This is a genomic window from Rhodopseudomonas pentothenatexigens (assembly GCF_900218015.1).
Classification (GTDB): Bacteria; Pseudomonadota; Alphaproteobacteria; order Rhizobiales; family Xanthobacteraceae; genus Rhodopseudomonas; species Rhodopseudomonas pentothenatexigens.
The window spans coordinates 202,572-228,840 of the sequence record NZ_UFQQ01000008.1 but is presented as its reverse complement, the minus strand read 5'-3'; the positions used below and the strand labels follow the sequence as shown (position 1 = coordinate 228,840).

Annotated in this window: 28 protein-coding genes; 22 read left to right on the top strand and 6 right to left on the bottom strand. The window is 64.9% G+C overall.

Features of this window, described 5'->3' with window-relative positions:
• The first annotated feature begins 761 nt into the window (after positions 1–761).
• From nifH to DWA33_RS09790, 19 genes are all read left to right on the top strand, one after another.
• Positions 762–1,658 (top strand): nitrogenase iron protein, encoded by an 897-nt coding sequence (gene nifH, locus DWA33_RS09880; protein WP_114357898.1) that lies wholly within the window; start codon positions 762–764, stop codon positions 1,656–1,658.
• A gap of 72 nt (positions 1,659–1,730) precedes the next feature.
• Positions 1,731–3,194 carry a nitrogenase molybdenum-iron protein alpha chain gene (gene nifD, locus DWA33_RS09875; RefSeq protein ID WP_114357897.1) on the top strand — a complete coding sequence of 488 codons (1,464 nt, stop codon included), beginning with the start codon at positions 1,731–1,733 and terminating at the stop codon, positions 3,192–3,194.
• 78 nt (positions 3,195–3,272) lie between these two features.
• Positions 3,273–4,832 (top strand): nitrogenase molybdenum-iron protein subunit beta, encoded by a 1,560-nt coding sequence (gene nifK, locus DWA33_RS09870; RefSeq protein ID WP_114357896.1) that lies wholly within the window; start codon positions 3,273–3,275, stop codon positions 4,830–4,832.
• Between the two features lie 39 nt (positions 4,833–4,871).
• Positions 4,872–6,335, top strand: coding sequence for a nitrogenase iron-molybdenum cofactor biosynthesis protein NifE (nifE, locus tag DWA33_RS09865; RefSeq protein ID WP_114357895.1), 1,464 nt, complete (start codon positions 4,872–4,874; stop codon positions 6,333–6,335).
• Positions 6,336–6,345: 10 nt separating this feature from the next.
• Entirely contained in the window at positions 6,346–7,719 is a 1,374-nt protein-coding gene (nifN, locus tag DWA33_RS09860) for a nitrogenase iron-molybdenum cofactor biosynthesis protein NifN (RefSeq protein ID WP_114357894.1), read from the top strand.
• 55 nt (positions 7,720–7,774) lie between these two features.
• Positions 7,775–8,173, top strand: coding sequence for a nitrogen fixation protein NifX (nifX, locus tag DWA33_RS09855; protein ID WP_114357893.1), 399 nt, complete (start codon positions 7,775–7,777; stop codon positions 8,171–8,173).
• Position 8,174: 1 nt separating this feature from the next.
• Positions 8,175–8,639 carry a NifX-associated nitrogen fixation protein gene (locus DWA33_RS09850; protein ID WP_114357892.1) on the top strand — a complete coding sequence of 155 codons (465 nt, stop codon included), beginning with the start codon at positions 8,175–8,177 and terminating at the stop codon, positions 8,637–8,639.
• 17 nt (positions 8,640–8,656) lie between these two features.
• On the top strand, positions 8,657–8,863 hold the full coding sequence (locus tag DWA33_RS09845; protein WP_114357891.1) for a CCE_0567 family metalloprotein: 207 nt from the start codon (positions 8,657–8,659) through the stop codon (positions 8,861–8,863).
• 58 nt (positions 8,864–8,921) lie between these two features.
• Entirely contained in the window at positions 8,922–9,233 is a 312-nt protein-coding gene (gene fdxB, locus DWA33_RS09840) for a ferredoxin III, nif-specific (protein WP_114357890.1), read from the top strand.
• A 17-nt stretch (positions 9,234–9,250) separates the two neighbouring features.
• Positions 9,251–9,955 (top strand): nitrogen fixation protein NifQ, encoded by a 705-nt coding sequence (locus tag DWA33_RS09835; RefSeq protein WP_114357889.1) that lies wholly within the window; start codon positions 9,251–9,253, stop codon positions 9,953–9,955.
• A gap of 361 nt (positions 9,956–10,316) precedes the next feature.
• Complete coding sequence (locus tag DWA33_RS09830; RefSeq protein ID WP_013504427.1) at positions 10,317–10,637, top strand: HesB/IscA family protein; 321 nt, start codon at positions 10,317–10,319, stop codon at positions 10,635–10,637.
• Positions 10,638–10,664: 27 nt separating this feature from the next.
• Positions 10,665–11,654, top strand: coding sequence for a Fe-S cluster assembly protein NifU (nifU, locus tag DWA33_RS09825; RefSeq protein ID WP_114357888.1), 990 nt, complete (start codon positions 10,665–10,667; stop codon positions 11,652–11,654).
• Entirely contained in the window at positions 11,651–12,883 is a 1,233-nt protein-coding gene (nifS, locus tag DWA33_RS09820) for a cysteine desulfurase NifS (RefSeq protein WP_114357887.1), read from the top strand. Before nifU ends, nifS begins: the two co-directional genes overlap by 4 nt.
• Positions 12,876–14,069 carry a homocitrate synthase gene (nifV, locus tag DWA33_RS09815; RefSeq protein WP_114357886.1) on the top strand — a complete coding sequence of 398 codons (1,194 nt, stop codon included), beginning with the start codon at positions 12,876–12,878 and terminating at the stop codon, positions 14,067–14,069. The genes nifS and nifV overlap by 8 nt, the downstream gene beginning before the upstream one ends.
• Positions 14,070–14,098: 29 nt before the next feature.
• Positions 14,099–14,449: a nitrogenase stabilizing/protective protein NifW gene (gene nifW / locus DWA33_RS09810; RefSeq protein ID WP_114357885.1), complete on the top strand. Its 351-nt coding sequence runs from the start codon at positions 14,099–14,101 to the stop codon at positions 14,447–14,449.
• A 327-nt stretch (positions 14,450–14,776) separates the two neighbouring features.
• Positions 14,777–15,622 carry an electron transfer flavoprotein subunit beta/FixA family protein gene (locus tag DWA33_RS09805; protein WP_114357884.1) on the top strand — a complete coding sequence of 282 codons (846 nt, stop codon included), beginning with the start codon at positions 14,777–14,779 and terminating at the stop codon, positions 15,620–15,622.
• Between the two features lie 24 nt (positions 15,623–15,646).
• Positions 15,647–16,753, top strand: coding sequence for an electron transfer flavoprotein subunit alpha/FixB family protein (locus DWA33_RS09800; RefSeq protein ID WP_110786510.1), 1,107 nt, complete (start codon positions 15,647–15,649; stop codon positions 16,751–16,753).
• Positions 16,754–16,764: 11 nt separating this feature from the next.
• Positions 16,765–18,072: an FAD-dependent monooxygenase gene (locus DWA33_RS09795; protein ID WP_114357883.1), complete on the top strand. Its 1,308-nt coding sequence runs from the start codon at positions 16,765–16,767 to the stop codon at positions 18,070–18,072.
• Between the two features lie 33 nt (positions 18,073–18,105).
• Positions 18,106–18,402 (top strand): ferredoxin family protein, encoded by a 297-nt coding sequence (locus DWA33_RS09790; RefSeq protein ID WP_107346146.1) that lies wholly within the window; start codon positions 18,106–18,108, stop codon positions 18,400–18,402.
• A gap of 324 nt (positions 18,403–18,726) precedes the next feature.
• Here the strand turns inward: DWA33_RS09790 and DWA33_RS09785 are convergent, their stop codons facing one another.
• The 3 genes from DWA33_RS09785 to DWA33_RS09775 form a co-directional block, all read right to left on the bottom strand.
• Positions 18,727–19,335 carry a DUF2478 domain-containing protein gene (locus DWA33_RS09785; RefSeq protein WP_244601240.1) on the bottom strand — a complete coding sequence of 203 codons (609 nt, stop codon included), beginning with the start codon at positions 19,333–19,335 and terminating at the stop codon, positions 18,727–18,729.
• A gap of 153 nt (positions 19,336–19,488) precedes the next feature.
• Complete coding sequence (locus DWA33_RS09780; RefSeq protein ID WP_114357928.1) at positions 19,489–19,944, bottom strand: cupin domain-containing protein; 456 nt, start codon at positions 19,942–19,944, stop codon at positions 19,489–19,491.
• 74 nt (positions 19,945–20,018) lie between these two features.
• Positions 20,019–20,291 carry a phosphopantetheine-binding protein gene (locus tag DWA33_RS09775; RefSeq protein WP_114357882.1) on the bottom strand — a complete coding sequence of 91 codons (273 nt, stop codon included), beginning with the start codon at positions 20,289–20,291 and terminating at the stop codon, positions 20,019–20,021.
• 364 nt (positions 20,292–20,655) lie between these two features.
• On the opposite strand from DWA33_RS09775, the gene DWA33_RS09770 reads away from it, so the two are divergent.
• Together DWA33_RS09770 and DWA33_RS09765 are read left to right on the top strand one after the other, a co-directional pair.
• Complete coding sequence (locus DWA33_RS09770) at positions 20,656–21,885, top strand: acyl-CoA dehydrogenase family protein (RefSeq protein ID WP_114357881.1); 1,230 nt, start codon at positions 20,656–20,658, stop codon at positions 21,883–21,885.
• A gap of 32 nt (positions 21,886–21,917) precedes the next feature.
• Positions 21,918–22,859: an amino acid--[acyl-carrier-protein] ligase gene (locus DWA33_RS09765; RefSeq protein WP_114357880.1), complete on the top strand. Its 942-nt coding sequence runs from the start codon at positions 21,918–21,920 to the stop codon at positions 22,857–22,859.
• A 74-nt stretch (positions 22,860–22,933) separates the two neighbouring features.
• On the opposite strand, the gene DWA33_RS09760 is transcribed toward DWA33_RS09765, so the two are convergent.
• From DWA33_RS09760 to DWA33_RS09750, 3 genes are read right to left on the bottom strand one after another with little or no spacing between them, the layout of a single operon-like run.
• On the bottom strand, positions 22,934–23,665 hold the full coding sequence (locus DWA33_RS09760; protein WP_114357879.1) for an SDR family NAD(P)-dependent oxidoreductase: 732 nt from the start codon (positions 23,663–23,665) through the stop codon (positions 22,934–22,936).
• Positions 23,658–25,037, bottom strand: coding sequence for a class I adenylate-forming enzyme family protein (locus tag DWA33_RS09755; RefSeq protein WP_114357878.1), 1,380 nt, complete (start codon positions 25,035–25,037; stop codon positions 23,658–23,660). The genes DWA33_RS09760 and DWA33_RS09755 overlap by 8 nt, the downstream gene beginning before the upstream one ends.
• On the bottom strand, positions 25,024–25,269 hold the full coding sequence (locus DWA33_RS09750) for an acyl carrier protein (RefSeq protein WP_167443172.1): 246 nt from the start codon (positions 25,267–25,269) through the stop codon (positions 25,024–25,026). Before DWA33_RS09750 ends, DWA33_RS09755 begins: the two co-directional genes overlap by 14 nt.
• A 100-nt stretch (positions 25,270–25,369) precedes the next feature.
• On the opposite strand from DWA33_RS09750, the gene DWA33_RS09745 reads away from it, so the two are divergent.
• Entirely contained in the window at positions 25,370–26,251 is an 882-nt protein-coding gene (locus DWA33_RS09745; RefSeq protein WP_114357876.1) for an acyl-CoA acyltransferase, read from the top strand.
• Positions 26,252–26,269: the final 18 nt, after the last annotated feature.

The window sequence follows — 26,269 nt, the reverse complement described above, 5'->3', positions numbered from 1 at the left end:
ACCGGCGCCCCGTCCCGGATGGCCGTCCGGGACGGGGCATTCCCCGAAGGGAATGATGAAGGATAGCAGATCGCGCTAATACAAGGAGCCCGGCGCAGCCGGGCGTCTCGAAGGATGCGGAGCCGCATCGCCTGCGTCGCATGGTTCGAGACGGCGCTTCGCGCCTCCTCACCATGAGGTTCTGCCTGTGATGAGCATCCCGGAGCGCGGTTGCGATTCTGTCAAAACAGAGCTGTCTTAGACGCGCCGTCCTCAATCACCCGCGATCTCGCTGCTCGCCATGATGAGCAACACCCGGAGCGGCGCTTTGCGCCTTCTGGGCATACGCTCCGCGACCTAGCAACCCAGCAGTCCCATGCGCCGGGCACTGGATTGCTTCGCCTCGTTCGCAACGACGCGGTGAAGGCGGGCTCGAGTTGCGACAGAGTCTCGCTTAGCTCCCCCCAGCCGGTATCAGTTTGTTTCGTTTCTAACAGCCGCCCCCTGGGATGTCGTCCGCTCGGCCGCGATGTCGGATTCTAAACATGTGCGTACATTCTACCCGAGCATTGTACATCTCCGCGAATTCATTCGGTTTTTCGTCTCCGGCGAGGCTTGGCACGGTCGTTGCAAAACAGGGATCAGCAAGGCGAGGGATGGTTGGCCGAGCAGTGACTGCGAAGGGCAACGTCCGCATCTGAGCCGTGCGACGGTTTTGAACGGAAGAAGGCTGCGCCTCGGCGCAAATCGATCAAACGGCATTAGGTCAACGGAGAGAAAACATGGCACTTCGGCAAATCGCATTCTACGGCAAGGGCGGCATCGGCAAGTCGACCACCTCGCAGAACACGCTCGCGGCGCTGGTCGAGATGGGGCAGAAGATCCTGATCGTCGGCTGCGACCCCAAGGCGGACTCCACCCGCCTGATCCTCAACACCAAGATGCAGGACACCGTGCTCAGCCTCGCCGCTGAAGCCGGTTCGGTGGAAGACCTCGAACTCGAAGACGTGATGAAGATCGGCTACAAGGGCATCAAGTGCACCGAAGCCGGTGGTCCGGAACCGGGCGTCGGCTGCGCCGGCCGCGGCGTCATCACCGCGATCAACTTCCTCGAAGAGAACGGCGCCTATGAAGATGTCGACTACGTCTCCTACGACGTGCTCGGCGACGTGGTGTGCGGCGGCTTCGCGATGCCGATCCGCGAGAACAAGGCGCAGGAAATCTACATCGTCATGTCGGGCGAGATGATGGCGCTGTACGCCGCCAACAACATCTCCAAGGGCATTCTGAAGTACGCCTCGTCGGGCGGCGTCCGCCTCGGCGGCCTGATCTGCAACGAGCGCCAGACGGACCGCGAGCTCGACCTCGCCGAAGCGCTGGCCAAGAAGCTGAACTCGAAGCTGATCCACTTCGTGCCGCGCGACAACATCGTGCAGCACGCCGAGCTCCGCCGCCAGACCGTGATCCAGTACGCGCCGGACAGCCAGCAGGCGAAGGAATATCGGGAACTGGCCAACAAGGTGCACGCCAACTGCGGCAACGGCACCATCCCGACTCCGATCACCATGGAAGAGCTCGAAGAGATGCTGCTCGACTTCGGCATCATGAAGACCGAGGAGCAGCAGCTCGCCGAACTCGCCGCCAAGGAAGCCGCCAAGGCGGCCGCCGCGTCCGCCTGATCGCATCAGCCAGGCCGGTCGCCCAGCGCGGCCGGCCGCCATCCCGGCGGCCCCAGACACGAGGAACAATCGATGAGCACCGCAGTCGCAGAATCCCCCGCGGACATCAAGGAACGTAACAAGAAGCTGATCGGCGAAGTCCTGGAGGCCTATCCGGACAAGTCGGCCAAGCGTCGCGCCAAGCATCTCAACACGTACGACGCCGAGAAGGCGGAGTGCTCGGTCAAGTCCAATATCAAGTCGATCCCGGGCGTGATGACGATCCGCGGTTGCGCCTACGCCGGCTCGAAGGGCGTGGTGTGGGGTCCGATCAAGGACATGGTCCACATCAGCCACGGCCCGGTCGGCTGCGGCCAATACTCGTGGGGCTCGCGCCGCAACTATTACAAGGGCACCACCGGCGTCGACACCTTCGGCACGATGCAGTTCACCTCCGACTTCCAGGAGAAGGACATCGTCTTCGGCGGCGACAAGAAGCTCGGCAAGATCATCGACGAGATCCAGGAGCTGTTCCCGCTGTCCAAGGGCATCTCGGTGCAGTCGGAATGCCCGATCGGTCTGATCGGTGACGACATCGAGGCGGTCTCCAAGGCCAAGTCGAAGCAGTATGACGGCAAGCCGATCATCCCGGTGCGCTGCGAGGGCTTCCGCGGCGTGTCGCAGTCGCTCGGCCACCACATCGCCAACGACGTGATCCGTGACTGGGTGTTCGACAAGGCCGGCGAGAAGAACGCGGGTTTCCAGTCGACCCCCTACGACGTCGCGATCATCGGCGACTACAACATCGGCGGCGACGCCTGGGCCTCGCGCATCCTGCTCGAGGAAATGGGCCTCCGCGTGATCGCGCAGTGGTCCGGCGACGGCACCATCGCCGAGCTGGAGAACACCCCGAAGGCGAAGCTGAACATCCTGCACTGCTACCGCTCGATGAACTACATCACGCGGCACATGGAAGAGAAGTTCGGGATTCCGTGGGTGGAATACAACTTCTTCGGCCCGTCCAAGATCGAGGCGAGCTTGCGCGAGATCGCGTCCAAGTTCGACGACAAGATCAAGGAAGGCGCCGAGCGCGTCATCGCCAAGTACAAGCCGCAGATGGAGGCGGTGATCGCCAAATATCGCCCGCGCCTCGAAGGCAAGAAGGTGATGCTCTATGTCGGCGGTCTGCGTCCGCGCCACGTCATCGGCGCCTACGAAGACCTCGGCATGGAAGTGGTCGGCACCGGCTACGAGTTCGCCCATAACGACGACTATCAGCGCACCACCCATTACGTGAAGGACGGCACGCTGATCTACGACGACGTCACCGGCTACGAATTCGAGAAGTTCGTCGAGAAGGTGCAGCCCGACCTGGTCGGCTCCGGCGTCAAGGAAAAATACATCTTCCAGAAGATGGGCGTTCCGTTCCGGCAGATGCATTCCTGGGACTATTCAGGCCCCTATCATGGCTACGACGGGTTCGGCATCTTCGCCCGCGACATGGACATCGCCATCAATGCCCCGGTCTGGAAACTGACCAAGGCACCTTGGAGCTGAGCTGAACCTTCACACCGGCGCTTCCGGCGCCAGCCGCCGGAAGCGCCGCGACACCGAATTCTTGGGAAAGACATCACCATGACCGAGACCGCAGAGAAGATCCGCGATCACTTCGACCTCTTCCGTGAGCCCCAGTACGAAGAGTTGATGGAGAACAAGCGGAAGAATTTCGAGAATTATGTTGGCGAAGCCGAGGTCGCGCGCGTCTCGGACTGGACCAAGACCAAGGAATATCAGGACAAGAACTTCGCCCGCGAAGCTCTCGTCATCAACCCGGCCAAGGCCTGCCAGCCGCTCGGCGCAGTGTTCGCAGCGGTCGGCTTCGAAAAGACGCTGCCGTTCGTGCACGGTTCGCAGGGCTGCGTCGCCTATTATCGCAGCCACTTCACCCGGCACTTCAAGGAGCCGACCTCCTGCGTGTCGTCGTCGATGACCGAAGACGCCGCGGTGTTCGGCGGCCTCAACAACATGATCGACGGCCTGGCCAACGCCTATGCGCTGTACAAGCCGAAGATGATTGCGGTCTCGACCACCTGCATGGCGGAAGTCATCGGTGACGACCTCAATGCGTTCATCAAGAACGCCAAGGAGAAGGGCTCGGTCCCGACGGACTTCGACGTCACCTACGCCCACACCCCGGCGTTCGTCGGCAGCCACATCACCGGCTACGACAACACCATGAAGGGCGTGGTCGAACACTTCTGGGACGGCAAGTCCGGCACCGCGCCGAAGCTCGAGCGCAAGCCCAACGAGTCGATCAACTTCCTCGGCGGCTTCGACGGCTACACCGTCGGTAACCTCCGCGAAATCAAGCGCATCTTCGACACCATGGGCGTCGAATACACCATCTTCGGTGACAACAGCGACGTCTGGGACACCCCGGCCGACGGCGAGTTCCGGATGTACGACGGCGGCACCACGCTGGAGCAGGCCGCCAACGCCATCCACGCCAAGGCGACGATCTCGATGCAGGAGTTCTGCACCGAGAAGACCCTGGCGACGATCGCCGACCATGGCCAGGAAGTGGTCGCGTTCAATCACCCGGTCGGCGTCACCGGCACCGACCGCTTCCTGCAGGCGGTGTCGCGCATCACCGGCAAGGCGATCCCGGAAGCGCTGACCAAGGAGCGTGGCCGACTCGTCGACGCCATCGCCGACTCGGCCGCCCACATCCACGGCAAGAAGTTCGCAATCTATGGCGATCCGGACCTGTGCTACGGCCTCGCCGAATTCATCCTGGAACTCGGCGGCGAACCCACCCACATCCTGGCGACCAACGGCAACAAGACCTGGGAAGCCAAGGTGCAGGCGCTTCTCGATAGCTCGCCGTTCGGCGCCGGCTGCAAGGTCTACGCCGGCAAGGATCTCTGGCATCTGCGCTCGCTGCTGTTCACCGAACCGGTCGACTTCATGATCGGCAACACCTACGGCAAGTATCTCGAGCGCGACACCGGCACCCCGCTGATCCGTCTCGGCTTCCCGATCTTCGATCGCCATCACCATCACCGTGCGCCGGTGTGGGGCTATCAGGGGTCGATGAACGTCCTGGTCAAGATCCTCGACAAGATCTTCGACGAGATGGACAAGTCGACCAACGTCTCCGGCAAGACCGACATCAGTTTCGACATCATCCGCTGATGCCGAAGCTTCGGACCACCTGACTGTCAGGAGCGCCGCATGACCAGACTCGCAGACAAGATTCAAGAGGTCTTCAACGAGCCTGGTTGTGCGGCCAATCAGGCCAAGTCCGACAAGCAACGCAAGAAAGGCTGCAGCAAACCACTGCAGCCGGGGGGCGCAGCCGGCGGCTGCGCCTTCGACGGCGCCAAGATCGCGCTGCAGCCGATCGTCGACGTCGCGCATCTGGTGCACGGCCCGATCGCCTGCGAAGGCTCGTCCTGGGATAACCGCGGCACCAAGTCGTCCGGCTCGAAGCTGTATCGCACTGGCTTCACCACCGACATGGGCGAGAACGACGTCATTTTTGGCGGCGAGAAGCGGCTGTTCCGGTCGATCAAGGAAATCATCGAGAAGTACGATCCGCCCGCAGTCTTCGTGTATCAGACCTGCGTGCCGGCGATGATGGGGGACGACATCGTCGCCGTCTGCAAGGTGGCGGCCGAGAGGTTCGGCAAGCCCTGCATTCCGATCATCTCGCCCGGTTTCGTCGGCCCGAAGAACCTCGGCAACAAGCTCGCCGGCGAGGCGATGCTCGATTACGTGATCGGCACCCAGGAGCCGGAATTCACCACTCCCTACGACATCAACATCATCGGCGAATACAACGTCGCGGGCGAATTGTGGCAGGTCAAGCCGCTGCTCGACGAGCTCGGCATCCGCATCCTGTCCTGCCTGTCGGGCGATGCGCGCTATCACGAAGTTGCGCAGTCGCACCGCGCCCGCGCCGCCATGATGGTGTGCTCGACCGCGATGATCAACGTCGCGCGCAAGATGGAAGAGCGCTACGGCATCCCGTATTTCGAAGGCTCGTTCTACGGCATCAGCGACACCTCCGAATCGCTGCGTCAGATCGCCCGGCTGCTGATCGCCCGCGGCGCGCCCGACGAGCTGATGGCCCGTACCGAAGCTCTGATCGCACGCGAAGAGGCCAAGGCGTGGGCGGCGATCAAGGCTTACACCCCGCGGCTTGAAGGCAAGAAGGTGCTGCTGATCACCGGCGGCGTGAAGTCGTGGTCGGTGGTGGCGGCGCTGCAGGAGGCCGGGCTGACGATCGTCGGCACCAGCGTCAAGAAGTCGACCAAGGAAGACAAGGCGCGGCTCAAGGAGATGAGCCCGGACGTCCACCAGATCGACGATCTGCGCCCGCGCGAAATGTACAAGATGCTGAAAGAGGCGCAGGCCGACATCATGCTGTCGGGCGGGCGCTCGCAATTCGTCGCGCTGAAGGCGCGGATGCCCTGGATGGATATCAACCAGGAGCGGACCTACGCGTATTGCGGCTATGTCGGCATCGTCGAGATGGTCCGGCAGATCGACAAGTCGCTGTCCAATCCGATCTGGGCTCAGGTGCGTAGCGCCCCGCCGTGGGACGAGGTGACCTGGGAACAGCGCGCCGATGCCGCCAACGCTGCCGACGATCGCCAGCGCGCGATCTTCGGACGCTCGGCCCAGGTGGCGTGAGGAGGCCGCGATGGCACAGATCGTCACCTCGACCAAGTCCTGCACCGTCAATCCGCTCCGGATGAGTCAGCCGCTCGGCGCGGCACTGGCCTTGATGGGCCTTCGCAACTGCATGCCGCTGCTGCACGGCTCTCAGGGCTGCACCTCGTTCGGCCTGGTGCTTTTCGTCCGGCACTTTCGCGAACAGATCCCGCTGCAGACCACCGCGATGAGCGAAGTCGCCACCGTGCTCGGCGGGTTCGAGAATGTCGAGCAGGCGATCGTCAACATCGTCGGCCGCACCAAGCCCGACGTGATCGGGATCTGCACCACCGGCGTCACCGAGATCAAAGGCGACGATCTCGACGGCTACATCAGGGACGTGCGCAAGAAGCATCCGGAACTCGCGCATGTCGCGTTGGTGCCGGTGTCGACGCCGGACTTCAAGGGCGCGTTCGAAGACGGCTTTGCCGCGACGGTGACGCGGATCGTCGAGTACCTGGTCGAGGCGCCGGCAGAAGGCGCCACGCCGGATGCCGGCAAGATCAACGTGCTGGCCGGCAGTCACCTGACGCCGGGCGACATCGATGAATTGCGCGATATCATCGAAGCCTTCGGCCTGACGCCGACCTTCTTGCCGGACATTTCCGGCTCGCTCGACGGCCACGTACCGGACGACTTCACCCCGACCACCCATGGTGGCGTCTCGGTCGCCGACGTCGCCGCGATGGGCGGTGCAGGCCACACGTTGGCGCTCGGCGAGCAGATGCGCAAAGCGGCAGTCGCGCTCGAAGCCAAGGCCGGCGTGCCGTTCACGCTGCTGGCGCGGGTCACAGGACTTGTCGCCGCCGATGAACTGATGGCGACGCTGGCCAGGATCAGCGGCCGTCCGGTGCCGCAGAAGTATCGCCGGCAGCGCAGCCAGCTGGTCGACGCCATGCTCGACGGTCACTTCTATTTCGGCGGCAAGAATGTCGCGATCGGTGCCGAGCCGGACATGCTGCTGAATATCGGCGGCTGGCTCGCCGACATGGGCTGCACCGTCAGCGCCGCGGTGACCACCACCACCTCGCCGGTCCTGGCGCGGGTGCCGGCCGACGAGGTGCTGATCGGTGACCTCGAAGATCTCGAATGCCGCGCCGAGGACTGCGACCTGCTGGTGACGCACTCGCACGGTCGGCAGGCCGCAGAACGGCTCGGCGTGCCGCTGTTCCGGATGGGCCTGCCGATGTTCGACCGGCTCGGCGCCGCGCACCAGGTCGCGGTCGGCTATCGCGGCACCCGCGATCTGATCTTCGCGATCGGCAATTTGTTCATCGCCAACATCAAGGAGCCGGACGTGAACAGCTGGCGGAGTGCCTCTGCTCGTCCGGATCAGACCGATGCGCCGGCTACGGCTCATTAGCAACGACGATCGTCAAGCGAAGGAGAGCGCCGATGTACAACCCAGGAGAACCGGCATGAAAGTCGCCTTCGCCACTCAGGATCTTGCGCGCGTCGACGCGCATTTCGGCTGGGCCCGGAACATCGCGATCTACGAAGTCACCGCCGACGATTATCGCTTCGTCGAAGCGGTCCAGTTCGCCGAGGAAAAGGAAGACGGCAACGAGGACAAGCTGGTCGCCAAGATCGAGGCGATCCGCGACTGCGCCATCATGTACTGCACGGCGATCGGCGGCTCCGGCGCGGCGCGTGTCGTCGCCGCTCAGGTGCATCCGCTGAAGCTGGCGCAGCCGGAGCTGATCACGGATCTGATCACCAAGCTGCAGGGCGTGCTGCGCGGCGTGCCGCCGCCGTGGCTGCGTAAGGCGCTGATGAAGGGTGAAGAGCGCACCTTCGATTTTGCCGACGAGGCCTGACATGACCGACACCACCACTGCTTCCGACGCCGCGCTCGACTCGCTGTTCGTCAAGGAATTGGTCAAGCAGCTCCGCGCCCAGGACACCCACGGTGTCTGGGAGGGCAAGACCGATCTCAAACTGCTGGAGCCGTTCATCGTCGACAAGGCCAAGCGCCGCGAGATCCCGATCATGGGCGATCCGGATCCCGAGACGTTGTGGCGGCTCGAGCTGTTCTACAACGCGGTCGCTTTGTCGATCGAGCGCGAGACCAAGGTCATGGTGTCGCCGATGATGAAGATGCACCACGAGGGCTTCGGCCGACTGATCCTCAGTGCCGGCCGGCTGATCGTCATCAACAAGCACATGCGCGACGTCCATCGCTTCGGCTTCGACAACCTCGGCAAGCTGGCCGAGGAGGGCGACAAGTTGGTCGCCGCGGGCGTGCAGATGATCCTGAAATATCCCGATGTCGCCAATCTCTGAACCGGAGCGAACGCAGCATGTCCGAGATCGAAACGCTGAAGGCCGAGATCAAGAAGCTGTCCGCCCGCGCGACCACGATGAAAATGAATCTGCATGACCTGTCCGAGGAGCTGCCGATCAATTGGCAGACCATCATGACGGTGGCGCAGGAAACCCAGGATGCCTACGCGGCCCTTGAAGCCGCGCGGAAGGCTTTGAAGGAGCTGGAAGCGAAAGCCGCCTGAACGCGGTCGGCTGCTTCAGCCCGAACGGCGCGGCCGCGAGCCGTGCGAGGAGCGAGCAATGGCGATCTTTTCCACCCGCGACGGTCAGCCGTGGGAACCGACTTATCTCACCGCGATCGACGACAAGAAGTGCATCGGCTGCGGCCGCTGCCACAAGGTCTGCTCGCGCGACGTGATGCATCTGATGGGCGTCAACGAGGACGGCGAACTGGTCGCCTGTACGCTCGACGATGACGATGACGACGAGGAATTCGTCCGCAAGGTGATGGTGCTCGACGCGGCCGGCAATTGCATCGGCTGCTCGGCGTGTGTCCGGGTCTGTCCGAAGGCGTGCCAGACCCACGTCAAGGCCAGCGAACTCGGGCTCTAAACAAGGGAGCGACGGGCATGCTCGGCGCGGCGGGAATCCAGACGGCAGGGGCGGCGGCGCTGCCGCTGCGCGTGACGGCGTCGAGCTTCGCGTCCTCTCCGGCGGTGGTGTACCGGGCCTTGACCGGCTGCACCCCGGCCGAAGCCCAGATCGATGACGATCGGGCATTCGATCGTCACGTGCTGGCGTCGATCCTGTCGGTTGCGGTCACCGAACCCGGCTCGATCACGGAGTCCAGCGGTCTGACGGCCGACGATTTCGCGGCGCTGATCGTCGGCTGGTTCCCGCATGTCTCGGTCCTGTTGTCAGTGCTGGCGGTCGGCGAGCACGACGGGGACGAGGAAGCCGCGATGGTCTGCGATCTGCTGCTCAAGCATCGCTCGACCTCTGGCGACGTCGGTCGCTGGCTCGCCGCGATGGTGGCGCGCCGGGCAATGCAGCCGGAGCATCTGTGGGAAGATCTCGGCCTGCGCAGCCGCGCCGAGTTGAGCCGGCTGCTGATGCGGCATTTCGAGCCGCTGGCCCGCGACAACACCCGCAACATGCGCTGGAAGCGGTTCTTCTACCGCAAGCTCTGCGAAGACGATGGTATGGTGATGTGTAGCACCCCGGTCTGCTCGCAGTGCGGCGACTTCGCCGAGTGCTTCGGTGAAGAGAGCGGCGAAAGCCGGATGGCGATCCGCCGCCGTGAGGTCGACCTGCGGGGGACCGGCGCGGCTTGACGGAGTGACGCTGCTCTTCACCCCCCCGGAGGGGGGGCGCTCGCGCAGCGAGCCGGGTGGGGTGGCGGAGAGTTCATCCGCCGTGCCCGCAGCTCCCCCCCAAGCCCGTCACGCACTCCGCTTCGCGGCCTGCGTGCCAACCCTCCCCCTCCAGGGGAGGGTGAAGGGGGCGCGGTGCTTGCGGCCTTGAGATGAATAGCTGCGAGCGATTGTTGGAAACCGTCGGCTTCACGACCATGTCGGACCTCCGACATTGTCGTGTGCTGATAATCTTGCACGAAATCAGTAGCTTGTCGTTCGCGCCCGTGCTGGCACAGCGGTTGCACCAGTTCATGTCGGACCCAACCGATGGAGGCCGACCATGATCATTCTCACCGAACAAGCCGGGACCGCCGTGAAGGCCGCGATGTCGCGCGCCGGCAAGCTCGAAGCCGGGCTGCGCGTCATGGTCGAGGCGGGCGGCTGCGCCGGCTACAAATACCTGATCGGTCTCGACGCCGAGCCGCGGGTTGACGACGCGGTGGTCGAAGCCGGTGGCGTCAAAGTGTTCATCGATCCCGACTCGCAGCCGCTGCTGTCCGGCATGACGATCGACTTCGTCGAAAGCCTGGAGGGCTCGGGCTTCACCTTCGACAATCCCAATGCCGGCACCAAGTGCGGTTGCGGCAAGTCGTTCGGTTAAGCGCAACGCCAGCTACGGGAGCGGGCCATGCTCAGCCTCGGCAAGTTCGACCATCACTTCTCCACCTCCGCAAATGCCGGTCCGTTGCCGCAGGCCAACGCGGTCGGACGCTTCGGCAGCATCGGCTGGGGTGATGCCGTCAAGCTGATGCTGAAGGTCGAACCCGACGACGGGCGGATCGCACAGGCTCGCTTTCAGGCGTTCGGCTGCAGCTCGGCGATCGCCGCTTCGGCGGCGCTGACCGACATGATCACGGGCAAAACCATCGACGAAGCCAGCGGCATCAGCGCCGCGGCGATTGCCGACTATCTGGGCGATCTGCCGCGCGAGCGGATGTATTGCGCGGTGATGACTTTCGAGGCCCTGCAGCAGGCGATCGGGTCATATCGTGGCAAGGCAGCGGTGAGCGAGGCGGATGCGCCGCCGGCCTGCAAATGCCTCGGCGTCGGCCAGATGATGATCGAGCGCACCATCCGCTTCAACCGGCTGACCAGCCTCGACGACGTGACCGCCTACACCAAGGCCGCGGGCAGCTGCAGCACCTGTTTCAAGCAGATCGAATCCCTGCTGGCGCGTGTGAACGCCGAGATGGTCGAGGACGGCCTGATCCCGGCCGAAGACGCCTACCGGATCGGCTCCGCGACACCGCGCGCCACCGAGTTGAAGCCGCATGGCGCGCCGCCGCCGGGCGCCAATATTTTCGCCGCCAAGACGACGCCCGCGCATCTGCGCCCGATCGCCAAGGCCACGCCGCCGCGTCCGGCAACTCCGCCGGCGGGACTGGTGGATGCGCCGCCGCAGGAGATGCTGATTGCCGCCGCGGTCGAGGAACTGCGCCCGCTACTGCAGCGCGACGGCGGTGACTGCGAATTCGTCAGCCTGGACGGCAACATCGTCTATGTCCGGTTGTCCGGCAATTGCGTCGGCTGTCAGCTTTCGTCGGTGACGCTGTCGGGCGTTCAGGCCAAGCTCAGCGAAAAGTTCGGCCGGCCGCTCCGCGTGGTGCCGGTGTCATGAACGAGCAGGCAGACATCGTTTATCTCGACGCCAATGCCACGACGCGGACCGATCCGCGCGTCGTCGAAGCGATGCTGCCGTACTTCTCGCTGTATTACGGCAACCCGTCGTCCAAATACGCGCTCGGCGGCCATGCAGCGCTCGCCGTCAAGCGCGCCCGCGAACGGGTTCAGGCGCTGCTCGGCGCCGCGCAGCCGCACGAGCTGATCTTCACCTCGGGCGGTACCGAGAGCAACAATGCCGCGATCCTCTCCGCGCTGGAAGCGGCGCCGCGCCGGCGCGAAGTGATCATCTCGGCGGTGGAACATCCGGCGGTGCTGTCGCTGTGCGCCTGGCTAGAAAAGAACAAGGGCATCCGCGTCCATCTGATCCCAGTCGATCGCCAGGGCCGGCTCGACATCGTCGCGTATCGCGAGGCGCTGTCGGATCGGGTCGCGATCGCCTCGATCATGTGGGCCAACAACGAGACCGGCGTGATCCAGCCGGTGGCCGATCTTGCCGAACTCGCCAAGGAGGTCGGCGCGCTGTTCCACACCGACGCGGTGCAGGCTGTCGGCAAGTGCCCGATCGACCTGCAGTCCACCATGATCGACATGCTGTCGCTGTCCGCACACAAGCTGCACGGACCGAAGGGCGTCGGCGCGCTGTATGTCCGCAGCGGCCTCCGCTTCAAGCCGCAGATCAAGGGCGGCCAGCAGGAGCGCGGCCGTCGCGCCGGCACTGAGAACGTGCCGGGCATCGTCGGCCTCGGCATCGCGGCGGAACTTGCCGCCGCCGCGATGGCCGACGAGGACATCCGCGTGCGCGGGCTTCGCGACCGGCTCGAACGCGGGATCCTGGAGCGGGTCGATCACTGCGTCGCCGTCGGCGCACGCGCCGAGCGGCTGCCCAACACATCGAACCTCGCGTTCTCGTTCATCGACAGCGAGGCGATCATCACCCTGCTGGACCGTTCTGGCATCGCCGCGTCGATGGGCTCGGCCTGCGCGACCGGCTCGTTCGAGCCGTCGCATGTGCTGATGGCGATGAAGGTCGCCGAGGACGCGGTCCGCGGCGGCGTCCGGTTTTCGCTGTCACGCGACAACACCGATGCCGACATCGACCGAGCCCTCGAAGTCGTTCCCGCCATCGTCGCAAAGCTGCGGGCGATCTCACCGTTTGGGGCCGACGATGCTCCGCGGGCGGTCGGGCGTTCGTCAGGAAGTGCGCAAGGAACGCCCCATGTCTGAGATCAAGTCTGAGATCGTCCGGCCGGATCAGTCATGCGGTTTCCAGTCCGCGCCGATCGTGCTCAACGACACCACGTTGCGCGACGGCGAACAGGCGCCGGGAGTTGCGTTCACCACCGCTGAAAAGGTCGCGATCGCGCGCGCGCTGGCGCGGGCCGGCGTGCCGGAAATCGAGGCGGGAACGCCGGCGATGGGTGCCGACGAGATCTCCGCGATTCGCGCTATCGTCGAAGCCGGGCTGCCGCTGACCACCATCGCGTGGTGCCGGATGCGCACCGAAGACGTCGATGCCGCGCTGAAGGCCGGCGTCTCGATGGTCAACGTCTCGGTGCCGGTGTCGGACGTACAGATTGCCGCCAAGCTCGGCGGCAAGCGGTCGAATGCGATCGAGACCGTCAAGCGCGTGGTCGGTTATGCCCGGGACTGCGGCCTCGATGTCGCGGTCGGCGGCGAGGATTCGTCGCGGGCCGATCCCGAATTCCTCGCCGAGGTGATCGCCACCGCAAAGGCGTCCGGTGCGCGCCGGTTTCGGATCGCCGATACACTGAGCGTGCTCGACCCGTTCTCCAGCCATGCGCTGCTGGCGACGCTTCGCGCCTCGACCGACCTCGAGCTGGAATTCCATGGCCACGACGATCTCGGCCTCGCCACCGCCAACACCCTGGCGGCGTTGCGCGCCGGCGCCAGCCACGCCTCGGTGACGGTGATCGGTCTTGGTGAGCGTGCCGGAAACGCGCCGCTCGAAGAAGTGGCGGTGGCGCTCAAGCAGCTCTATGGCCGCGACACCGGCATCGTGCTGTCGGAGCTTGGTAACGTCGCCGACCTGGTCGCGACCGCGGCGGCTCGCACCATCCCGCTCAACAAGGCGATCGTCGGCGAACACGTCTTCACCCATGAATCGGGGATACACGTCGACGGCCTGCTCAAGGATCAGCGCACCTACCAGTCGCTCGATCCGAACTTGTTTGGGCGCTCGAACCGCATCGTCATCGGCAAGCATTCCGGGCTGTCGGCGATTACGTCGTCGCTCGCCAAGCTGGATCTGCCGGCGACCGCGGACGAGGCTCAGGGAATTCTAGCCCAGGTCCGCCGTTATGCAGTCACCCACAAGGGCCCGGTCGGCAACGAGACACTGATCGCGATCTGGCGCGAAGTCCGCGAGCGGCCGCTCACCAACTGCGCCTAAGCGGCGACAACAGACCCAAGGAGATCGAGATGAGCGCATCTGCCGTCACCGACCCCGCCGACATCGTCGCCCGGCTGCAGCGCGCCGGCTCGGCCGAGGAGTTCTTCGAGCTGCTCGGCGTGGAATACGATCCGAAGCTGCTCAACGTGGCGCGACTGCACATTCTTCGGCGCATGGGGCAGTATTTGGCCGGCGAAGATCTCGAGCATCTGCCGGGCGACGAAGCCGCGGCGCGCTGCAAGGCGGTGCTGGAGCGGGCCTATGCCGACTTCGTCGCGTCCTCGCCGCTCGATCAGCGGGTGTTCAAGGTGCTGAAGGACGCGGTGGCACCGAAGGCGCCGAAGCGTCCGGCCTTCGTCCCGCTCGACGCACTGAAATAACCACGCGATCTCTTCGCCATCGCCGGCCCGTCGCTCTCGCGGCGGGCCGCTTTGCTGCGGCCGGCTGCTGCGCTTTCTCACATCCACGTTGTGTTCGTCGCGCGATTTCACGCGCCCGTGAAATGTCTGGTCGGTCACGCCGCTGTCGCCTTCCCGACAAGTGTCGCGGTTGTCGGATTGCAACCCTCGGAAGCGCCGGTAACAATCCCAGTCCCTCACAGCAAGTGATTGGTTTGCCGCGATATTCTCTGCGCCGGAAAAGTTGGTACGAGGCTTGCTCATAAGTCTCCGTCGTCAAGCTTCTGTCAGCAAGCGCGGAGCCACTCCATGCATATCGTCGTCTGTATCAAGCAGGTTCCGGACTCGGCCCAAATCCGCGTGCATCCGGTCACCAATACGATCATGCGCCAGGGCGTGCCGACGATCATCAATCCCTACGATCTGTTCGCGCTCGAAGAGGCGCTGCGGCTGCGCGACAATTTCGGCGGCGAAGTCACCGTGCTGACGATGGGGCCGCCGACTGCCGAGGACTCCCTGCGCAAGGCGCTCACCATCGGCGCCAACCGCGCCGTGCTGCTGACCGACCGCTTCTTCGCCGGCTCCGACACGCTGGCGACCAGCTACGCGCTCGCCGCCGCGATCCGCAAGATCGGCTCCACCTTCGGCGCCGTCGACGTGGTGTTCACCGGCAAGCAGACGATCGACGGCGACACCGCCCAGGTCGGCCCCGGCATCTGCAAACGGCTCGACTACCTGCAGCTCACCTACGTCTCGAAGGTGTCTTCGCTCGACCTCGAAGGCCGCACCATCGAAGTCGAGCGCCGCTCCGAAGGCGGCGTCCAGGTGCTGCGCAGCAATCTGCCGTGCCTGATCACCATGCTGGAAGGCACCAATCAGGTGCGTCGCGGCTCGATGATCAATGCGCTCAACGCCGCCCGCGCCGAAGTGGTGAAGTGGAGCGCGCAGGATGCCGGCGTCGAGGACATCCAGAAGTGCGGCCTGCGCGGTTCGCCGACGGTGGTGAAGCGCGTGTTTGCGCCAACTCCGCGCGCCGAGAAGGCCAAGGTCGTCGAGGCCGCCGGCCAGCCGCCGGCCGAGGCGCTGATCGATGAAATCTTCAAGCTCCGGCCCAAGCTCGAGAACGAAATGTTCGAGCTGGCGCGCGGATTCTGACAACCCGAACAGAGAGCCGCTTCGATGAGCCAGCCCGCCAAGCCTGCCCCGCAGCCCGCCGGACGCGCCGCCGCCAAGAAGGAGCTGCCGGAGCATTTCAAAGCCTATAAGCACGTCTGGGTGTTTATCGAGCAGGAGCGTGGTCACGTTCACCCCGTATCCTGGGAGCTGATGGGCTCCGGCCGCCGCCTCGCCGACAAGCTCGGCGTCGAGCTCGCCGCGGTGGTGATCGGCCCGACCGGCGACGCCACCAAGGCCGCGGTCGCCGAGTCGTTCTGCTACGGCGCAGACCTCGCTTACGTCGTCGCCGACGACGTGCTGACCGACTATCGCAACGAGTCCTACACCAAGGCGCTGACCGACCTGGTCAACACCCACAAGCCGGAGATCCTGCTGCTCGGCGCCACCACGCTCGGCCGCGACCTCGCCGGCGCGGTGGCGACCACGCTGCTCACCGGCCTGACCGCCGACTGCACCGAGCTCGAGGTCGATGCCGACAATTCGCTCGCCGCGACCCGCCCGACCTTCGGCGGCTCGCTGCTCTGCACGATCTACACGCTCAACTTCCGGCCGCAGATGGCGACCGTGCGACCGCGGGTGATGTCGATGCCCGAACGGGTCGAAAAGCCGGTCGGCCGCGTCATCGAATTCCCGCTCGGCTTGGTCGAAGCCGATATCGTCACCAAGATCCTGGCCTTCGTACCGGATCGCGACAAGGCGACCTCGAACCTCGCTTACGCCGACGTCGTCGTCGCCGGCGGGCTCGGTCTGGCATCGCCCGAGAACTTCCAGCTGGTCCGCCAGCTCGCCGGCGTACTCGGCGCCGAATACGGCTGCTCGCGGCCACTGGTGCAGAAGGGCTGGGTCTCTGCCGATCGCCAGATCGGCCAGACCGGCAAGACCATCCGGCCGAAGCTGTACATCGCCGCCGGCATCTCCGGCGCGATCCAGCACCGCGTCGGCGTCGACGGCTCCGACCTGATCGTCGCGATCAACACCGACAAGAACGCGCCGATCTTCGATTTCGCCCATCTCGCCCTCGTCACCGATGCGATCCGCCTGCTGCCGGCGCTCACCGAAGCGTTTCGCAAGCGGCTGTCGCCGCACACCCGCGACCGGATCGCGAGCTAAAGGAGGCTGCCATGATCGAAGAACGTTTCGACGCCATCGTCGTCGGGGCCGGCATGGCCGGCAACGCCGCCGCGTTGACCATGGCCAAGCGCGGCATGAAGGTGCTGCAGATCGAGCGCGGCGAATATCCGGGCTCGAAGAACGTGCAGGGCGCGATTCTCTACGCCGATATGCTGGAGAAGCTGGTGCCCGACTTCCGCGAGGATGCGCCGCTGGAGCGTCATCTCGTCGAGCAGCGGTTCTGGATGATGGACGGCAAGTCGCACACCGGCCTGCATCATCGCTCCGAAGACTTCAACGAAGAGAAGCCGAACCGCTACACCATCATCCGTGCACAGTTCGACAAATGGCTGTCGAGCAAGGCGCAGGAGGCCGGCGCGATCGTGCTGTGCGAGACCACCGTCAAGGAACTGGTGCAGGACGCCTACGGCAAGGTGATCGGCGTGATCACAGACCGTGAAGGGGGCCAGGTGCATGCCGATGTCGTGGTGCTGGCCGAAGGCGTCAACGGCCTGCTCGGCACCAAGGCCGAGCTGCGCGAGCGGCCGACGCCCGAGAACGTCGCACTGGCCGTCAAGGAAATGCACTTCCTGCCGCGCGAGACCATCGAAACCCGCTTCAACCTGAAGGGTGACGAGGGCGTGGTGATCGAGGCCGCCGGCACCATCTCGGCCGGCATGACCGGCATGGGCTTCATCTACACCAACAAGGAGTCGATCTCGATCGGTATCGGCTGTCTGGTGTCTGACTTCCAGAAGACCGGAGAGACCCCGTACGACCTGCTCGAGCGCTTCAAGAAGCATCCGTCGGTGGCGCCGTTGATCGAGGGCTCCGAAGTCAAGGAATACGCCGGCCACCTGATCCCGGAAGGCGGCTACAAGGCGATCCCGCAGCTCTACGGCGACGGCTGGGTGGTGGTCGGCGACGCCGCGCAGCTCAACAACGCGATGCATCGCGAGGGCTCGAATCTGGCGATGACCTCGGGCCGGATCGCCGCCGAGGCGATCTTCCAGGTGAAGTCGCGCAAGGATCCGATGACCAAGGAGAACCTCGCGCTCTACAAGAAGATGCTCGACGACTCCTTCGTCATCAAAGATCTCAAGAAGTACAAGGATATGCCGGCGCTGCTGCACATCCAGTCGCAGAATTTCTTCCTGACCTATCCGCAGCTCGTCAACAAGGCGCTGCAGAACTTCGTGCGGGTCGACGGTACGCCGAAGATCGAGAAGGAGAAGACCACGATCAAGTCGTTCGTGGCGGCGCGGTCGTGGGGCGGATTGTTCGGCGACGCGCTCCGCTTCGCGCGGGCGTGGCGATAAATCAGCGAGATTCGAGAGAGCGGAGAACGGACAATGACAACGGAAGCCCCGGTTCGTGTCGAAGACAAGCTGTATCAGAACCGCTATCTGGTCGACGTCGGCAACGCCCACATCAAGGTCAAGCCCCACACCAAGCCATCGCCGCAGCTGTTGGCGCTGCTGAAGATCTGCCCGGCGCACTGCTACGAGCTGAACAGCAACGGCCAGGTCGAAGTGACGCCCGACGGCTGCGTCGAATGCGGCACCTGCCGGGTGCTGGCCGAAGGCGGTGGCGACATCGAGTGGAGCTACCCGCGCGGCGGCTACGGCGTGCTGTTCAAATTCGGCTGAGCATCGCGCCTGCGACGGCGGGGCGTGCGGGCAGGAGAGGCTCGCGCCTCCGAAGCTCTTCGCTTCGGCCATGGTTTGTCACTGGCACATTACACGATGCCCGGGCTGCTCCCGGGCATTGATGTTTCTGGACTAGTCCTGCTGTTGTGGCTGTGTCTGCTCGCAGCGCGTGCAACCTCATAGTGCGAAGAGGCGCGTAGCGCCGTCTCGAACCATGTGCCACAGTTGATGCGATGAAGCGCGACAGATAGAGACCGGAAACACCTGGGCAACCGAACCGCCTCGATCATGAGGCTGCCGAGGACCTCCCGGTCTGCTGTCGCCTCAAGCGGCCGAGTTGAACACGTGCTGTGGGCTCACCGGGCTGCGCCGGAGGCCGAAACCGCGGCGGGCCAGCCATTGCTGGATGCGTGGCGAGTCCAGCGAGGCCTCTTCGGCGAGGCCGCTGGTGAAGCAGCGCCAGCTCGCCAGATGCCGCTCGGGTACGCCGGCGATCACCGGAATTCCCTGATCGACCGCATCGCTGATGACGTCGCTGAGGCCGCCGCCTTCGGCCTCGAGCTGGCCGAATTTGTTGACGATCAGCAGCTCAGGCGCGTTGCGGAACGACGCTGCGATCAGCGCGGCGGCTTCCTGCACGGCTTCCGGATCGACCCGGCAGCCGTGTGGCTGCTTGCCGCGGTCTTCCGCGAGCTGAAGGATGAAGTGGGAGGACAGCTCCTCGACCTCCATGTCGCAGCGTGGGGTGCCGTCGTCGGCCGCGGCCTGATATGGCACCAGCCCCGTGACCATCACCCGGGCGTCGCGCAGCCTGCGGCCGAGATCGGACATCAGCCTGCAAGCGGCCGCGCCGTCGGTGTACACGATCGCGAGAATCGAAGGTCGTCCTGACCTGCCGTGAGAAGAGTCCATCGCGTCTGCTTTGCCCCACATGCGACTTTCGCCTTAGGACATGCCAGAACCCGCAAATTGCTTCTTTGCGTCAAATCAATCCGACTTCAGTAGGGCTGGCGAACGAAGACGGCGGATCGCCGCGCGATCCGCCGTCTGATTTGGGCGGCCTTGCGCCGCGGCGATGGTGATCGGTCAGTTGGCGCCGAGCAGCGACTGCGCCGGCCGATTGGCGGAGGGCAGCAGCAGCGACCGCAGCTTCGCGAACGCCCGCACCGCAAGCCCGACCAGGCGCGGCTGGGTGCGGCGGCAGAACGCAATCTTGCGGATGTGGCCTTCGACATGCCAGCGCGCACTGGCACCGTCCTTGAAGAAGATCACGTCACCGGGACCGTAACGCTTGGCCGGCATGCCCGCGCTCTCGATCACCACCGAGCCTTCGAGAATGCAGATCGTCTCGTCGATGTCGTAGTGCCACTCGAACTTGCCTTCGGTGCACTGCCAGATGATCGTCGACGCCATGCCGTCGGCGCTGCGCGACAGCGTGCAGTTGGTGGCGACCGGATTGCCTTCGATGATCCACGACGGCTCGATCGGCGCCGGCTTCAATTCGACGTCGGTGCGCGAGGTGACGATCAGGTCGTTTGGCATCATGGCGTCTCCTGCTGATTGTTCGTTGGGTTGCGATGCTGGTCGCATCGGGGATTAGTTCAGAAAATCGAGTGCTAAGCGGCTTTGGCATGCTGCCGGCGTAGCACGAGCTGCGCGACGGTTGCTGCCGAGGTGAAATTCTCCGGCGTGATGTCCGACTGCGGCAGCGTCATGTCGAATTCGGATTCGACCGCCAGCATCAGGTTGACCATCTCCATCGAGGTCAGCCCTGCATCGGCGAACGTCGTATCGCGCTGTATGCCGCCGGCCAGCCCGTTCTGTGCCAGGATCGACTCCACCAGAGCGATGATCTTGCTCTCCAGTACAGTCGATGATCCAGCCTGCATGACGCGATCTCCATGATGTGTTCGATGTCTACGGTGCGCGTGCGGATGCTCGAATTCACACGCACGGCTCGCAATGTTGCGATGATGTAATCGCAACTGCCTCGCGGAAACAATCCTCGCGCGCTTGTCGACATATTCATTCGAATTTTAACGCTAACGCGAATCCCGAAAATCTTCGCGATCGGAGCAAACTCCGATTAACCCTCAATTCGAATCCAAATTGATTCACTTTGAATTCGCCTCGACGCGTTGGGGATCGATCCATAACTTGCTACCAGCCGCGATCGACACTTAGGCGCAGCCGACAGACGCCGGGTCGCGAACGAACACAGCGCAACGTCCGCATCAGGGAGCTCACGACGCCATGGCGATCATCACCGACAACGCGGTCCGCGACTTCGCGCGTCAGCCCGCCAACGACAAGTTCGGCACGGAGGCGATGCCCCTGATGCAACGCGTGGTGCAGGTCGCGGCGATCGCCGCCGCTCATGCGGAAGCGGTCGATCGCGAGTCGCGCTTTCCCAAGGCTGCGATCGACGCGGCGCGAGAGCATGGTCTGCTTGGTGCGCAGATCCCGATCGAGTTCGGCGGCGAGAGCGCCTCGATCCACGACATCGCCGAGATGTGTTACGCGCTGGGACGCGCCTGCGCTTCGACCGCGATGATCGTGGCGATGCACCAGACCAAGGTGGCCTGTCTGGTGCGGCACGGCCGCGGCAGCGCCTGGCACGAGCAATTGATGCGACGGATCGCGGCCGAGCAGATGCTGCTGGCGTCGTCGACCACCGAGGGCAACAACGGCGGCAACATTCGCGCCAGCGCAGCGGCGATCGAGCGGACCGAGACCGGCATCACGCTGCTGCGCGACGCGACCGTCATCTCCTATGGCGCCGAAGCCGATGGCGTGATGACTATCGCCCGCCGAGCGGATGACGCGGCGGCGTCGGATCAGGTTCTGGTGGTGTTTACCAAGGACGACTACACGTTGAAGCAGACGCTGGGCTGGGAGACGCTCGGCATGCGCGGCACCTGCAGCACCGGCTTCGAGTTGAGGGCGAGCGGCCGCGCCGAGCAGGTGTTTACCGAACCCTATGATCGCATTCACGCCCAGACCATGACGCCGGTGGCGCATCTGAGCTGGTCGTCGGCCTGGGCTGGCATCGCCGCCGCCGCGGTGGAGCGGGCGCAGGCGTTCGTGCGCAAGGCGGCGCGCGGCGCCGGCGGGCAGTTGCCGCCGGGCGCAGCGCATTTCACCAGCGCCAAGCGCTCGCTGACCAAGCTCCGGGCGATGATCGCCACGCAGCTCGACGCCTACACGGCGCATGAATTCGACGAACGCGCACTGACGTCGCTCGATTTCCAATCGTCGATCAACCTGCTCAAGGTCGAAGCCTCCGAACTCGCCGTCGACACGGTGATGAGCGCACTGCGGGCCTGCGGCCTGTCCGGCTATCGCAACGACGGCGACTTCACGCTCGGTCGCCACCTGCGCGACGTGCTGTCGGCACCGCTGATGATCAACAACGACCGAATCCTCGCCAATATCGGCACCGCGAACCTGATGAGCCCGGTGCCGGCGAGCCTGCGCGACTAATCGACGTCAATCGTCAACGAGGAGGCCGCTTCATGAATATGGCTATCCGCACCCCGCGGGCTGGGGCCGCGCTGCAGCCGGTCGATCCGCTCGACCATCTGGCCGAACACTTGTTCCACAAGCTCGGCGCCGACGGCGTCTATGCGCGCACTGCGCTGTACGAAAACGTGGTCGAGAAGCTGGCGGCGCTGATCTCGCGGCATCGCGAGGACGGCACCGAAGTGATGCGGTTTCCGCCGGTGATGAGCCGGAGCCAGCTCGAGAAGTCGGGCTATCTAAAGAGCTTCCCGAATCTGCTCGGCTGCGTCTGCGGCCTGCACGGCAACGAGCAGGAGATCAACGCGGCGGTCAGCCGGTTCGACGCGGGGGGCGACTGGACGACGTCGCTGTCGCCGGCAGATCTGGTGCTGTCCCCGGCGGCCTGCTACCCGGTATATCCGATCGCGGCCAGCCGCGGCCCGCTGCCGGCAGGCGGCGCGCGTTTCGATGTCGCCGCTGATTGCTTCCGCCGCGAACCGTCCAAGCATCTCGATCGGCTGCAATCCTTCAGGATGCGTGAATATGTCTGCATCGGCGCGCCCCAGGACGTCGCCGACTTCCGTGAACGCTGGATGGTGAAGGCACAGGCGATCGCCCGCGATCTCGGGCTGAAGTTCCGGATCGAGACCGCATCCGATCCGTTCTTTGGTCGCGTCGGCCAGATCAAGGCGATCAGCCAGCAACAGCAGGCGCTGAAATTCGAACTGCTGGTCCCGCTACGCTCGGAAGAGCAGCCGACCGCCTGCATGAGCTTCAATTATCACCGCGAGCACTTCGGCGTCACCTGGGGCATCGAGGACGCGGCCGGCAATCCGGCCCACACCGGCTGCGTCGCCTTCGGCATGGACCGCCTCGCCGTGGCGCTGTTCGCGACCCACGGCATTGACACCGGCGCGTGGCCGGCGAGCGTGCGGGACGTGCTGTCGCTCGACTGAAGTACTCTCCATTCCATTCCGGAGCGCGTGTAGCGCGCGCCCCGGAATGACGAGAGGTTGGCAATTCCGGCGACCTACGCTGTGTTCCCGGCGTCGATGGTTTGAACCGTGCCGGTGATGTTGCGGCCGCCGTCGCCGAGCAGAAATTCGACCATGCGGGCGACGTCGTCCGCCTCCGCCAAGCGCCGTAGCGCGCTGCGGCCGGCGATCTTCTGGCGGCCTTCGCCAGCGAGGCCGGCGGTCAGGTCGGTGTCGATGAAGCCGGGTGCGATGGCGTTGACGGTGATGCCGAGCCGGCCGACCTCGCGTGCCAGCGAGCGGGTGAAGCCGATCGCCGCCGCCTTGGTGGCGCCGTACACCGACAGGCCGTTATAGCCGGTCGAGCCGATAATCGACGACATGTTGATCACGCGCCCGGCGCCATCGGCCATCATCTGCCGCACGATATACTTGGTCAGCACGATCGGCGAGGTGACGTTGATCCGCAGTAGCGTTTCGATTTGGCTGTTGTGCATGGTGGCGAGCACGCCCTCGGTGCCGATGCCGGCGTTGTTGACGAGGCCGTAGATCTTGCCGAAATCCTGGCGCAGCGACTTGGCGAAGCCGGCGAGACCATCGATGTCGCCGAGATCGTAGGCCTTGAACGCGATCGAGCCCGGCCCTTGTGAAACTTCGGCGATCGCCGCGGTCAGTTCCTCGCTCTCGCGCCGCGCCACCGCGATCACGCCGTAGCCGGCAGCGGCAAGGCGCCGCGCGATCGCAAGACCGATGCCGCGGCTGCCGCCGGTCACCACCACCCTATGCATGGCGGGCCAGCTTCCCCGAGGCGGTGACGTCAAGCTGTTGCACGAAGCGGATCGCCGCTGGAACTTTGTGCGGCGGCAGCGCAGCGCGGCAATTGGCGAGAATCGCCTCGCGGATCGCGCCGGTGCGTCCCGCATCGGCGACACTGGCGAGCACCGCTTCGGCGACCACCAGGGCGCCGGTGATCGGACTGCGGCGCGAGCGCACCCGCGACATCCGCACGGAGGGATGCTGATTGATCACGGCTTCGACCTCTTCGGGGTGCACTTTGAGGCCACCGACATTGATCACGCCGTCGCGCCGGCCGACAAAATAATAACGATCGCCGCGGAGCTCGACCATGTCGCCGGTGTCGACGAAGCCGTCGGCGTCGGTCAGCGCTGGCGCGATACGTCCGACATAGCTGTGCGCGGTGCGGTTCGATTTGATGCGCAGCGAGCCGTCGACCACTTTCATGGTGATGCCGGCGGCGTTGCCGACCAGCGACGCGGGAAAGCCTTCGCGGCCGTCGTCGACCGCAAAGCCGACGCCGGCTTCGGTCGATGCGTAGGCATGGCCGATCGAGGCGAGTGGGAAGGCGTGACGCAAACCGTCGAGCACGGCTTGATCGGCGATTTCGCCGGACAGCCGGACGTAGTTCGGGCGGAAGCTGCCGATCGCAGGGTTCATGAGCGCCTTGCGCCAATGCGACGGTGTGCCGGAGATGTGCGTGACGCCGCGCGCGGCGAGGCGCGCCAGATGATCACCGATCGCTTCGCCGGGTGCGGACAGCACCAGCGAGCCGCCGCCGAGCACGGCGCGGAGGAAAATCTGCAGGCCGCCGTAGCGGCGGATATCGTAGAACGTCGCCCAGACCGGGTGTGCGTCCTTCGCGACGGTGTCGCCGACGATCGCGCCGGTCAGCGCCGCCAACGTGTGCGCGACGATCTTCGGCCGGCCGGTGGTGCCGGAGGTCAGCATCAGCCATGAGGTCGCATGCGTGATCGCGACCGGGGCCGCGGGATGCAGCGGCAGGCCCGCTGTGACGATGGTGTCGAGTCCGAGGTCGCGCCAACGCTCTGGCGCGTCGGTGACGATCGCGTCGATCTCCGCGTCTGCGATCAGATCGGCCGCGTAGTTCATTTCGACGTCGGGCGGGCAGAGCAGCATCCGCCGCGCCACGCCGTCGAGCTCGATCATCGCGATTCCGGTGACGAACTGCGTCGACAGCGACAGCAGCACCGAGCGTCCGGCGAGTTCGGAGAGCTCGATACGGAGGCAGCTCGCATGTGCGATGTCGGCGAACGCGACCTCGTCGGTTACGTCCGAGAGGGTTCGGGCGTCCGGTCCGTTTGTGAGATAGTGGCGCAGCGCGACGATCTCACGCGGGGACATTCTCATAGGCTCCGATGAAGTCGCCCAGCGTCTCCGGAAAGAAAGCGTCGTCGGCGGTGCTGAACGGGTCGATGCCGAGTTCGTCCTCGAGGCGGGCCACCAGCACGGCGAAGCCGAGCGAGTCGAAGCCGGACTGATGCAACACCAGATCGTCGGTGAGCTCGGGAGTCTTGAAGCCCTGTTCCTCAGCAACTTGTCGCATGGCCGAGACGATTGTTAACCGTACAGACATCGATACTTCGCCTTTCTGCTCGTTCCGTGAGACAAGGAGCATATGGCGCAAATTCGAAACAAATCCATGCGCTTCACTTGCAATTCGGGCCGCTTGGTAAATGGCTTTGGAAGCCCGCAAGGTGCGTTGCCGTGAGATCGGCAACGCCGACATCGACGCCGTATCGGACCTGCTGACGCGCGGCTTTCCCGGCCGCCGCCGCGACTACTGGTTGCGCGGTCTGCACCGTCACGGTGCGCGCGACCTTCCGGAAGGCTGCCCGCGTTACGGCTATCTGCTGGAGAGCGCCGGCCGTCCCGTCGGTGCGTTGCTGTTGCTGTATTCGGCACGCCGTCCCGGACCTGAACAGATCCTGCGTTGCAACGTCTCGAGCTGGTACGTCGAGCCCCAGTTTCGTAACTACGCCACATTGCTGACCTCGATGGCGCAGAAGAACAAGCAGGTCACCTACGTCAACATTTCGCCCGCCGAAAACACCTGGCCGATCGTCGAAGCGCTCGGCTTCAAGCGCTACTGCAACGGCATGTTCTTCGCGCTGCCGCTGCTGTCGCGCGCAGAGAAGGGCGCCCGCATCGAAGTGGTGACCCGGGCCACCCGCGCCGTCGCGGGACTGAGCGATGCCGAGTGCGAATTGCTCCGCAGCCATGCGGATTACGGATGCCTGGCCTTCGCGGTTCATCTGCGTGATCGCACGATGCCGTTCCTGTTCGTCCCGAAGCGGGTGAAGCACGGCCGTTTCCCGTTCCCGGCGATGCAACTGGTGTACTGCCGCGACGTCGCCGAATTCGTCCGCTGCGCCGGCCCGCTCGGCCGGGCGCTGCTTCGGCGTGGTCGGCCGCTGGTGATCGTCGATGCTCTGGGGCCGATCGAAGGGCTGACCGGATTCTATGTCGATTCGCGCGGCCGCAAATACTACAGGGGGCCGAATCCCCCGCGACTCGCCGACCTCACCGAGACCGAGCTGGTGCTGTTCGGGCCGTGAGCGGCCACGGGCGGCGAA